The 12,020-nt window shown below is 74.5% G+C and carries 8 protein-coding genes; all 8 read right to left on the bottom strand.

Annotation, left to right across the window (positions count from 1 at the left end; all coding sequences use genetic code 11):
- Window positions 1-21 precede the first annotated feature (21 nt).
- Window positions 22-2,607 (bottom strand): bifunctional FO biosynthesis protein CofGH, encoded by a 2,586-nt coding sequence (locus AC5K6T_RS29645; protein WP_493213931.1) that lies wholly within the window; start codon window positions 2,605-2,607, stop codon window positions 22-24.
- 161 nt (window positions 2,608-2,768) lie between these two features.
- Window positions 2,769-3,620, bottom strand: coding sequence for an LLM class F420-dependent oxidoreductase (locus AC5K6T_RS29650; RefSeq protein ID WP_493213933.1), 852 nt, complete (start codon window positions 3,618-3,620; stop codon window positions 2,769-2,771).
- A gap of 133 nt (window positions 3,621-3,753) precedes the next feature.
- A complete protein-coding gene (locus AC5K6T_RS29655) occupies window positions 3,754-5,361 on the bottom strand; it encodes an aldehyde dehydrogenase family protein (protein WP_493213935.1) in 1,608 nt (535 codons plus the stop codon).
- Between the two features lie 130 nt (window positions 5,362-5,491).
- A complete protein-coding gene (locus AC5K6T_RS29660; RefSeq protein ID WP_493213937.1) occupies window positions 5,492-7,222 on the bottom strand; it encodes an N-acyl-D-amino-acid deacylase family protein in 1,731 nt (576 codons plus the stop codon).
- Between the two features lie 168 nt (window positions 7,223-7,390).
- Window positions 7,391-8,509, bottom strand: coding sequence for an LLM class flavin-dependent oxidoreductase (locus tag AC5K6T_RS29665; protein WP_493213939.1), 1,119 nt, complete (start codon window positions 8,507-8,509; stop codon window positions 7,391-7,393).
- A gap of 139 nt (window positions 8,510-8,648) precedes the next feature.
- Complete coding sequence (locus AC5K6T_RS29670; protein WP_493213941.1) at window positions 8,649-9,419, bottom strand: SDR family NAD(P)-dependent oxidoreductase; 771 nt, start codon at window positions 9,417-9,419, stop codon at window positions 8,649-8,651.
- Window positions 9,420-9,429: 10 nt separating this feature from the next.
- Entirely contained in the window at window positions 9,430-10,332 is a 903-nt protein-coding gene (locus tag AC5K6T_RS29675) for a TIGR03619 family F420-dependent LLM class oxidoreductase (protein WP_493214297.1), read from the bottom strand.
- 299 nt (window positions 10,333-10,631) lie between these two features.
- Window positions 10,632-11,858, bottom strand: a complete 1,227-nt coding sequence (locus AC5K6T_RS29680; protein ID WP_493213943.1) for an amidohydrolase family protein — start codon at window positions 11,856-11,858, stop codon at window positions 10,632-10,634.
- Window positions 11,859-12,020: the final 162 nt, after the last annotated feature.

Genomic DNA, 12,020 nt, shown 5'->3' on the forward strand with positions numbered 1-12,020 from the left:
CGTACTGCCCGGGCGGGGTGGTCAGTCGAGCACCGGCAGCAGGGGCGGCAGCCGGCCGTCCGATGCCTGCGCGGCCCTCCGGCGCTCCTCGGGGACCTCCCCGTACAGGGTGGTGCGGGGGCGCGCGGGGCGGCCGGCCGCCTCGGCGATGGCGACCAGGTCCGCGACCGACTTGTGCGAGCCGTACGACGACCCCGCCATACGGGAGATCGTCTCCTCCATCAGGGTGCCGCCCAGGTCGTTCGCGCCGGAGCGGAGCATCTCGGCCGCGCCCTGCGCACCCAGTTTGACCCAGCTGGTCTGGATGTTCGGGATGTGCGGGTGCAGCAGCAGGCGGGCCATCGCGGTGACCGCCCGGTTGTCGCGGGCCGTCGGACCCGGACGCGCGATACCCGCCAGGTAGACCGGCGCGTTGGTGTGGATGAACGGCAGCGTGACGAACTCGGTGAACCCGCCGGTGCGTTCCTGGATCCGGGCGAGCGTGCGCAGATGACCCAGCCAGTGCCGGGGCTGGTCGACATGGCCGTACATCATCGTCGAGGACGAACGCAGGCCCAGCTCGTGCGCGGTGGTGATCACCTCGATCCAGGTCGCCGCCGGCAGCTTGCCCTTGGTCAGCACCCAGCGGACCTCGTCGTCGAGGATCTCCGCCGCCGTGCCCGGCACCGAGTCCAGGCCCGCCTCCTTCGCCGCCGTCAGCCACTCGCGGACCGGCATCCCCGTGCGGCTCGCGCCGTTGACGATCTCCATCGGGGAGAACGCGTGCACATGCAGGCCGGGCACCCTCTCCTTCACCGCCCGTGCGATGTCGAAGTAGGCCGTGCCCGGCAGGTCCGGGTGGATACCGCCCTGCATGCACACCTCGACCGCGCCCACGTCCCACGCCTGCCGGGCCCGGTCGGCGACCTGTTCCAGGGACAGCGTGTAGGCGTCGGCGTCGGTGCGCCGCTGCGCGAAGGCGCAGAACCGGCAGCCGGTGTAGCAGACGTTGGTGAAGTTGATGTTCCGGGTGACGACGTACGTCACCTCGTCGCCGACCGCGGACCGGCGCACGTCGTCCGCGACCCGGCACAGCGCGTCCAGCGCGGGCCCGTCCGCGTGCAGCAGCGCCAGCGCCTCGGCGTCGGTCAGCCGGGTGGGGTCGTCCGCGGCCGTGCCGAGCGCCTGCCGCACGTCGGTGTCGATCCGCTCCGGCACCATCCCCGGCGCGGCCGCCTCACGCAGCGCGTCCCAGTCGCCGTACACCTCGTCGAAGTCGGCGCGGCGGTCACCGCTGCGGCCCTCGGTGTCGATGGACGCGTGCAGGTCCGTACGGCCGGACGGCGTGAAGACCTCGTCCGGCTCCTGCCAGGGCAGCCCCTCGGGCATCGCCCCGGCGCGCGCCAGCCCGGTCTCCGGGTCGGCGAGGGCGGCCACGTGCGGGCGCAGCCGCGGGTCCAGCCAGGGCTCGCCGCGGCGGACGAACTCCGGGTAGACGCACAGCCGTTCCCGCAGCTCGAAGCCGGACTCCGCGGACCTCTCGGCGAGTTCCCCGATCTGCGGCCAGGGGCGTTCGGGGTTGACGTGGTCGATGGTCAGCGGGGACACCCCGCCCCAGTCGTCGATGCCGGCCGCGATCAGCCGCCCGTACTCGCTGTCGACGAGGTTCGGCGGGGCCTGCAGGCAGGCGGAGGGGCCCAGCACGAGCCGGGCCACCGCCACCGCGGCCACCAGTTCGTCCAGGTCGGCGTCGGGCATGCCGCGCATGGCGGTGTCCGGCTTGGCGCGGAAGTTCTGGATGATCAGTTCCTGGACACCGTGGTAGGCGCGGGCGACGCGGCGCAGCGCGAACAGCGACTCGGCCCGCTCCTCGTACGTCTCCCCGATGCCGATCAGGATGCCGGAGGTGAACGGCACCGAGGAGCGGCCGGCGTCCTCCAGCACCCGCAGCCGTACGGCGGGTTCCTTGTCCGGGGAGCCGTGGTGCGGGCCGCCGGGCTCGGACCACAGGCGGGTCGCGGTGGTCTCCAGCATCATGCCCATCGAGGCGGCGACGGGCTTGAGCCGCTGGAAGTCCGCCCAGGACAGCACCCCGGGGTTGAGGTGCGGCAGCAGGCCCGTCTCCTCCAGGATGCGGACGGACACGGCGCGGACGTAGGCGAGGGTGTCGTCGTAGCCGTGCGCGTCGAGCCACTCGCGCGCCTGAGGCCAGCGGTCCTCCGGCTTGTCGCCGAGGGTGATGAGGGCTTCCTTGCAGCCGAGCGCGGCGCCCTTGCGGGCGACGTCCAGGACCTCGTCCATCGACATGAACATCCCGTGGCCCTCGCGGCGCAGCCGGCCCGGCACGGTGACGAACGTGCAGTAGTGGCAGGTGTCCCGGCACAGCCGGGTCAGCGGTATGAAGACGCTCCTGGAGTACGTGATGACGCCGGGGCGTCCCGCGGCGGCGAGGCCGGCGTCCCGCACCCGGGCGGCGGACGCGGCGAGGTCGTCGAGGGCCTCCCCGCGGGCCTGGAGCAGGACGGCCGCCTCGGTGACGTCCAGGGCGACACCGTCACGGGCGCGCCTGAGAGCGCGACGCAGGGAGTTCTCGGTCGGTCCGGTTCCGGAGGTCGCGGAAGTCGTCATTCTCGAAGCATACGGGCGCGCCGACCGGTGCTGACCAGCGCTTTGCGGACGTTGCGGCGGCCCGTCCGGAGAGCCCGGGCGGGCCGGCCGGCCGGGCTCCCCCGGCGGGCGGCCCGTCCCGGCCGCCGCCTCGGGCATGGCGCCGGGACCGTCCGGGCGGCTCACCCGGGCAGGAAGCCGGCCAGCGCGTCGAGCGCGCCGAGCACCTCCGGCTCGGCCGCGGGCGGCAGCTGCACGACGGTCTCCTCGATCCCGAGGTCGGCGTAGTGGGCGAGCTTGCCCGCGCTGGGGTGGACGGCGTACGGCACGACCTGGAGGGCGTCGGGGTCCCGGCCCGCGTCGGCCCAGCGGGCCCGCAGCGCCGGCAGCGCCTCGGTCAGGCCGCGTCCGCCGATGGGCAGCCAGCCGTCGGCGTAGGCGCAGATGTCGTCGAACAGGCGGGGTCCGGCCGCGCCGCCGACCAGGATGCGCGGGCCGGTGACCGCGCCGCGTGGCTTCCGGACCGGCTTGGGGTGCGCGAGGCTCGGCCGGACGGCGGCGAACTCACCGTCGTAGCCGGTGGGTTCCTCCGCCCACAGCGCCTGCATCAGCCGCATCCGGTCGCGGACCAGGGCGCGCCGGGTGCGCCACTCGACGCCGTGGTCGGCGGCCTCCTCCACGTTCCAGCCGAAGCCGGTCCCGAGGGTGAGGCGGCCGCCGGAGAGGTGGTCCAGCGTCGCCGCCTGCTTGGCCAGGCCGATCGGGTCGTGCTGGGCGACCAGGGTGATGCCGGTGCCGAGGCCGAGCCGCTCGGTCACCGCCGCCGCCTGGCCGAGCGCGACGAACGCGTCGAGGGTACGGCCGTACTCGCGCGGCAGTTCGCCGCCCGCGGGGTAGGGCGAGGTCCGCTCGACCGGGATGTGGGTGTGCTCGGGCAGATACAGCCCGTCGAACCCCCGCTGCTCCAGCTCGCGGGCGAGCCGGACCGGGGTGATCGTCTCGTCGGTGAGGAAGATGGTGACGGCGATACGCATGACCCATCTCTACCGGGCCGGGCCCCATCTGTCCATACCGACCAGTCGGCATCCGCGTGTCGCGGGCGGGCGGCGGCGCCGGCCCGGGCCGCCCCGCTCACCCCGCTCACCCCGCTCACCCCGCTCACCCCGCTCACCCCGCCCACACCAGTGACTGCACCTCGCTGTAGGCGTGCAGGGCGTAGGAGCCGCAGTCGCGGCCCACCCCGCTGAGGCCGAAGCCGCCGAAGGGGGCCTCCATGTTGCGGGCGACGGTGTTCACCCCGACCCCGCCCGCCCGCAGCCGGCGGGCGATCCGGAACGCGCGCGCGGTGTCGGCCGACCACACGTAGTCCAGGAGGCCGTAGTCGCAGTCGTTGGCGAGCGCGATCCCCTCCTCCTCGTCGTCGAACGGGATCACCACGACGACCGGCCCGAAGATCTCCTCCCGGGCCACCCGCATCCCGCCCGTGCACTCGGCGAGCACGGTCGGCGCGACGTAGAACCCCCGCTCCCGGTCCGGGCGTTCACCGCCCGCGACCACCACGGCCCCCTCCTTGCGGCCCAGTTCGACGTACGACTCGACGCGGTCGCGGTGCGCCGCGGAGACGACCGGGCCCACCACGGTGTCCCGGGCCCGCGGATCCCCCACCGTCAGCCGGCCCGCGTACGCCGCCAGCCGCTCCACCAGCCGCTCGTAGACCCCTCGCTGAGCCAGCACCCGGGTGGGGGCCGTGCAGATCTGGCCGCTGTAGAAGGAGAACGCGGTGCCGACGCCGGCGACCGCCGAGCCCAGGTCGGCGTCGTCGAGGACCAGCGCCGCACCCTTGCCGCCCAGCTCCATCAGCTGGCGCTTCATGTGCCGCCCGCACACCTCGGCGATCCGGCGCCCCACCGCGGTGGAACCGGTGAAGCTCACCATGTCCACGTCGGGCGACTCCACGACGGCCTCCCCGACCGCCACCGACCGCCCCGACACCACGTTCACCACACCCGGCGGGACCCCGGCGGCCTCCAGCGCCTCGGCCATCCGGTACACCGACAGCGGGTCCTGCGGGGCGGGCTTCACCACCACCGTGTTCCCCATGGCCAGGGCGGGCGCGACCTTCCCGGCGGGGTTGGCCCAGGGGTTGTTGTACGAGGTCACGCAGGCGACCACGCCGACCGGCTGGCGCACCGCCAGCGCACCCACCACGGACGCCCCGCCCAGCGGGCCCGCCTCGTTGACCTGCGGCGGGATCGCCCACTCGGCGGGCTCCACACGCGCGTACCGGCGGAACCGGGCCGCGCCCACCCCGACCTGCAGGGCGCGCGCCGTCGCGGTGGTCGCCCCGGTCTCCGCCTGCGCGAGCCCGGCGTACTCGGCGGCGTGCTCCCGGATGACGGCCGCGGTGCGGGCGAGCAGCGCCGCCCGTTCCTCCGGCGGCGTCCGCGACCAGGCGGGCAGCGCCGCACGGGCCGCCGCGCAGGCCGCGCGCACCTGCTCGGGCGAGGCCTCCGGGGCACGGCCGACGGCCCGCTCGGTCGCCGGGTCGACGACGTCGTAGTGCCCGCCCTCCGGCTCGGTCCAGGCACCGGCCACGAACAGCCTCTGCGGGTGCCGGTGGTCCGGGGCCGGCCGGGCCGGGCGGCCACCACCGCCCCCTCGCCCCGCCCCGCGCGCCATGCCGCTCACCCGGTCGCCTCCCTCGCCGCGCCCCGCCCCGCGCGCCATGCCGCTCACCCGGTCGCCTCCCTCGCCGTCGCGTCCCGCTGCGGTCATGCGGCTGCCGCCCTCCGCCCGTCCCGGACCGTCACCCGACCGCCCCTGCGCCCGCCCCGGCGGGCCGTCCGGCCGACACCGCCCGGGTGTCCCGGCCGCTCGGACGGCCGCCTGCGGGCGCCGCGGCCGCTCACTTGGTCGCCACCGTCCGGGTGTCCCGGCCCGAGCGCAGCACCCGGCCCCGCACCGTCCCGGTGACCCGCCCGTCCCGGACCGTCTCCGCCCCGTTGACCCACACGGCCCGGACACCCTCGGCCCGGGAGTCCAGGCGCGGGCTGTCGCCCGGCAGGTCGTGCACCAGCGTCGCGTCGCCGGCGTCGATCCGCTCCGGGTCGAACAGCACCAGGTCGGCGTGGTAGCCCTCGGCGATCCGGCCCCGCTCGCGCAGCCCGAACAGCCGGGCCGGGTCGTCGGTGAGCATCCGCACCGCCTCCTCCAGTCCGGCCAGCCGGCGCCCGCGCAGGCAGTCCCCGAGGAACCGGGTCGTGTACGGCGCGCCGCACATCCGGTCCAGGTGCGCGCCCGCGTCGGAGCCGCCCAGCAGGACGTCCTCGTGGCGCCAGGTACGGGCCCGCAGTTCCCAGGACGCCGGGTCGTTGTCGGTCGGCATCGGCCAGAGCACCGTCCGCAGGCCGTCTTCGACGCAGATCTCCACCAGGCAGTCGAACGGGTCCTGTCCGCGTTCGGCCGCGATGTCCCGGACCACCCGGCCGGTGAGCCCGGCGTTGCCTGCGCCGTAGGTGTCGCCGATGACGTACCGCGCGAAGTCGGTCAGCCGCCGGAAGACCCCCGCCTCCTCGGAGCGGGCGTGCCGCAGCAGCTCGCGCCGGACCCGCGCGTCCTGCAGCCGTTCGATGCGCTCGGGGACCGGCAGGCCCAGTACCGGGCCCCAGCCCGGGACGAGGTTGAGCGCGCAGAACGTGCCCAGTGACATGTTCATCGGGGTGAGGATCGGCATGGTCAGCGCCACCACGCGGCCGCCCGCCCGCCGGGCCCGCTCGGAGGCCAGCAGCTGCCTGGGCACCCGTTCGGGCCGCGCCGCGTCCACGGTGAGGACGTTCCAGTTGAGCGGGCGCCCGGCGGTGGCGCTCATCTCCGCGAGGAGGTCGATCTCCGGGTCGCTGAAGCGGTCCAGGCAGCCGGCCACGATCGCCTCCAGCTGGGTGCCCTCGTGCGCGCCGACCGCCGCGGACAGGGCGAGGAGTTCGGCGGGCCGGGCGTGCCGGGAGGCGACCGGTCGTCCGTCGCCGTCCGAGTGGGTGGCGGACTGGGTGGTCGACAGGCCCCAGGCTCCGGCGTCCATCGCGTCGTGGAGCTGCCGCAGCATGGCGTCCAGCTGCTCCGGGGTGGGCTGTCCGCCGACCGCGTCCGCGCCCATCGCGTACCGCCGCAGCGCGCAGTGGCCCACCATGAAGCCGGCGTTGACGGCGATCCGCCCGTCCAGGGCGTCCAGGTACTCCCCGAAGGTGTGCCAGGTCCAGGGCGCCCCCTCCTCCAGCGCCACCAGGGACATGCCCTCCACCTTCGCCATCATCCGCCGGGTGTAGTCGGCGTCCTGGGGGCGGGCGGGGTGCAGCGGGGCGAGGGTGAAGCCGCAGTTGCCGGCCGCGACGGTGGTCACGCCGTGCTGGAGGGAGGGCGTGGCGTACGGGTCCCAGAACAGCTGGGCGTCGTAGTGGGTGTGGGGGTCGACGAACCCGGGGGTCAGGACGAGTCCCGCGGCGTCCTCCCGGGTGCGCGACTCCTCGGTGATCCGGCCGACGGCGGCGATCCGGCCGTCGAGCACCCCGACGTCGGCGGTGCGCGCGGGGGCTCCGGTGCCGTCGACGACGGTCGCGCCGCAGATGACGTGGTCGAGCATGGGCGGTGGCTCCTTCGGCCGCTTCGGCTGTGCGGGGGGAGGACGGGAGCGGGACGGGACGCCCCGTCCGGTCTGCCGGGCGCGCCCGCCGGCCTGCGGAAGGCTTCCCGCGAGGCCGCGGGGCGGGCGCGGCCGGCCCGGTCCCGGGGCGGGCGCCCGCGGCGGGGCTCAGGCGCTGCGGCGGAACCGGGTGGTCCGGTGCACGGGGTCGGTGTCGACCTTCGGGATCACGTGCTCCCCGATCAGCCGGATCGTCTGCAGCGTCTCCTCCCGGGGCACCCCGGCGGGAAGTCCGAAGCACAGCTGGTCCGCGCCGGCCTGCTCCCACCGCTTGCACTGGCGCAGCACCTCGTCCGGGTCGCCGCAGATGAGCAGTTCCTCCTCGATGAGGACCTCGACGAACTCGGGGGTGTACTCGGGCAGTGTCTCGGGCCAGACGGGGAAGCCCTCGGGGCGGGGGAAGGTGTCGTGGTAGCGGAAGACGAGGGAGGGCAGGTAGTGGAGCCCGCCGTTGACGGCGATGTCGACGGCCTCGGCGTGGGTGGGGGCGCAGATCGCCGTCGTCGTCACCATCACGTTGTCGTTGACGAAGGCGCCCACCGGCTCCGCCTCCGCGATCGCCGTCTTGTACTGCGCCAGCACCCACTCCATGTCCGACACCTTCTGGATGCTGAAGCCGAGCACGCCGAGCCCCTTGCGGGCGGCCATCGCGTACGACGGCGGCGACCCGGCCGCGTACCACATCGCCGGGTGGGCGGCCCCGTACGGTTTGGGCAGGATCTTGCGCGGCGGCAGCGACCAGTGCTTGCCCTGGAAGCCGGGGTACTCGTCCTGGAGCCACATGCGGGGGAACTCCGCGATGGTCTCCTCCCACATCTCCTTGGTGTGGTTCATGTCGGTGATGCCGGGCAGGAAGCCGAGGATCTCGTGGGACCCGGCGCCCCGCCCGCTGCCGAACTCGAAGCGCCCCCCGGAGAGGTGGTCGAGCATGGCGACCTTCTCGGCCACCTTCACCGGGTGGTTGACCGGTGCGAGCGGGTTGAAGATGCCGGAGCCGAGGTGGATGCGCTCGGTCGCGTGCGCGAGGTAGCCGAGGAACACGTCGTTGGCGGACAGATGGGAGTACTCCTCCAGGAAGTGGTGCTCCGAGGCCCAGGCGTACTTGAACCCGCACCGGTCGGCCTGGATGACGTACTCGGTCTCGTCCATCAGCGCCCTGTGCTCGGCGAGCGGGTCGGTCTCGGCGCGCCTTCCCACGTATCCCTGTACAAAGAGCCCGAATTCCACGGAGGTTCACCGTCCCGGCGTCGAGTGTGCCGCTGCTGCGACCGGGCTGCTGGACGGAGCCCGGCTGCCAGTTTCTGACGTACCGTCAGGTCCAGGACTGTGACACCACGGCCCCGGATGGTCAATACCTGACGACTCGTCAGACAATGCTGATTCCCGCCAGCCATCCGCCGTCGATCACGAACGGCTGCCCGGTGATGTACGACGACTCGTCCGAGGTCAGGAACAGCGCCAGCCGCGCCACCTCCTCCGGCCTGCCGATCCGCCCCAGCGGCACCAGCCGCCGGTACAGCACGTCCAGCGCCCGCCCGGTCTCCTCCGGATCGGCGTCCGGGTCCAGCAGGGCGGGGTTCGACATGGGAGTGTCCACGGCGCCCGGACAGATCGCGTTGACCCGGATGCGCCGCGGCGCCAGCTCCAGCGCCGCCACCCGCGTGAGCCCCAGCACCGCGTGCTTGCTCGCGGCGTACGCCCCCACGGCCGCCATCCCGGTCAGACCGGTGTACGAGGCCGTGTTCACGATCGTCCCGCCGTCCGCCAGCCGCGGCGCCACCGTCTTCACGCCCAGGAAGCAGCCCACCTGGTTGACCCGCACCACCTGCATGAACTCCTCCAGCGGAGTGTCCGCCAGAGAGTTGAACCGCAGCACGCCCGCATTCGCGACCAGCCCGTCGATCCTCCCGTGCACCCGCAGCACGGTGTCGACGGCCGTCCGCCAGTCGGCCTCCTCGCCCACGTCGAGCCGCACGTACAGGCTCCCGAGCTCCTTCGCCAGCGCCTCCCCCGCCTCGTCCAGCACGTCGGTGACCACGACCTCGGCACCCTCCTCCCGGAACAGGCGCGCCTCCTGCTCGCCCTGCCCGCGCGCCGCGCCCGTCACCAGCACGACCCGGCCGTCCAGCCTGCCCATCGGTCCTCCTCTACAGCCGCGGCGCCACCTCGGCGCCGAACGCGGCGATCTGATCGGTGAGTTCGCTGCCGCTCCGGCTGCGGAAGCGCACCTGGAGCCGGTCCACGCCCATCGCCCGGTACGCCCGCAGCGACTCGGCGAGGGCCTCCGGGCCGCCGGCCAGGGTGCGGCGCCCCACGTCCCACCCGGGCCGCCCCACGTAGAGCGGCTCGGCGATGGCCCCGTAGGCGAAGGGCCCGTGCAGCCCGGCCGTCTCGCGCAGCCTCCGGATCCGGGCGATCCGCACCGCCAGCCGGTCCCGCGGATCGCCCTGCGGCAGCCATCCGTCGCCCTTCAGCGCGGCCCGGCGCACGGCCGCGGGCGACGACCCGCCCACCCACACCGGGACCCGGGCCTGCACGGGCCGGGGCCGCTGCCCGAGCCCCTCGAACGCGTACAGCTTCCCGTGGTGCTCCGGGAACTCCTCCGGCCCGAGCGCCGCCCGCAGCGCGTCGATCGTCTCGTCGAGTACGGCACCGCGCCGGGCGAAGGCGGCGCCGAGCGCCTCGAACTCCTCCGGCACGTGCCCCGCCCCGACCCCCAGCAGCAGCCGGCCGCCGCTGAGCCGGTCGACGGTGGCGTACTGCTTGGCCGTCAGCAGCGGATGCCGCAGACCGACGACGGCGACGTGGGACAGCAGCCGCACCCGGCGCGTCCCCGCCGCGAGGAACGCCAGCGTGGCGACGGGGTCGTACCAGACCGTGCTCATCGCGGCCGCCAGCCGCCGCGGCACCGCGACGTGGTCGCAGCAGGCGACGTACCCGAACCCGGCCGCCTCCGCCGCCCGCGCCGCCGCCAGCAGCTCCCCGGGTCCGGCGGCCGCCTCCCACGGCTCGGCGTAGAGCGTGCTCTGGGACTGGACGGGCAGCTGGATGCCGTACGCGAAGCCGCCCGACGGGCCGGAGACGACGGGGGCGAGCGGAACGGTGCCGGGGGTGGGGCTGGAGACGGAGGTGGGGGCGGAGGCCGGGTCGGAGACGGAGGTGGGGGCGGAGGCCGGGTCGGAGACGGAGGTGGGGGCGGAGGCCGGGTCGGAGACGGGGGCGGGGGCGGAGGCCGGGTCGGAGACGGAGGTGGGGGCGGAGGCCGGGGCGGAGACGGGGGCGGGGGCGGAGGCCGGGTCGGAGACGGGGGTGGGGGTGGTGCCGGGGTCCGGCGTCGCCGCGTGGGGCGTCATCGGGGCCAGAGCCCCTCGGGAGTGAGCCCGAGCAGCTCGATGGCGTTGCCGCGCACGATGCGGGTGACGGTGTCCGGGTCGAGGTGGGCCATCTGGGCCTCGCCGACCTCGCGGGACCGGGGCCAGGTGGAGTCGGAGTGCGGGTAGTCGGTCTCGTACAGGACGTTGCCGACGCCGATCGCGTCGAGGTTCCGCAGCCCGAAGGCGTCGTCGAAGAAGCAGCCGTGGACGTGCCCGGCGAACGTCTCGGAGGGCGGCCGGGTGACCCTGTCGGCGACGCCGCCCCAGCCGCGGTTCTCCTCCCAGACGGTGTCGGCGCGCTCCAGGATGTAGGGGATCCAGCCGATCTGCCCCTCCGCGTACATCACGCGCAGGTTCGGGAACTGCTCGAACTTGCCGCTCATCAGCCAGTCGACCATCGAGAAGCAGCAGTTGGCGAAGGTGATCGTGGAACCGACGGCGGGCGGCGCGTCGGCGGAGGTCGACGGCATGCGGCTGCTGGAGCCGATGTGCATCGCGACGACCGTGCCCGTCTCGTCGCAGGCCGCGAGGAACGGATCCCAGGCGCCGGTGTGGACGGACGGCAGCCCGAGGTGCGGAGGTATCTCGGAGAAGGCCACGGCCCGCACCCCGCGGGCGGCGTTGCGCCGGACCTCGGCGGCGGCGAGCCCCGCGTCCCACAGCGGCACGAGCGTGAGCGGGACGAGCCGGCCACCCGCCTGAGGGCCGCACCACTCCTCCACCGTCCAGTCGTTGTAGGCGCGCACGCACAGCAGCGCGAGCTCGCGGTCACGGGCCTCGGTGAAGGTCTGTCCGCAGAAGCGGGGGAAGGTGGGGAAGCACAGGGCGGACTGCACATGGTTGACGTCCATGTCGGCGAGCCGGGCGGGGACGTCGTACGAGCCGGGACGCATCCGCTCGTAGGTGATGACCTCCAGTCTGATCTCGTCCCGGTCGAAGCCGACGGCGGTGTCGAGCCGGGTGAGGGGGCGGTGCAGGTCCTCGTAGACCCACCAGTCGCCGACCGGCCCGTCGTCCCCCGGCGAACCCATGACGGGCTTGAAGCGGCCACCGAGGAAGGACATCTCCTTCAGCGGGGCGCGGACGATGCGCGGGCCGGTGTCCCGGTACTTCTTCGGGAGCCTGTCCGTCCAGACGCCGGGCGGCTCCACGGTGTGGTCGTCGACGGAGACGATGCGCGGAAAGGCGGGGTCGGTGTCCATGTCCGCCACGGTAGCGCTGATCTGACGGACCGTCAGTATCACTGCCGGGCGTTCCGCGCCGACCCCGGATGTGAGAGGCCTGTGCACGCCCACCAGCCGCGATGTGATCGGCGTCTCGCACGGCTGACGCACCCGCTGTCAACAAGGCACACTGACGGAGTT

This window comes from Streptomyces sp. B8-7 (assembly GCF_058833805.1).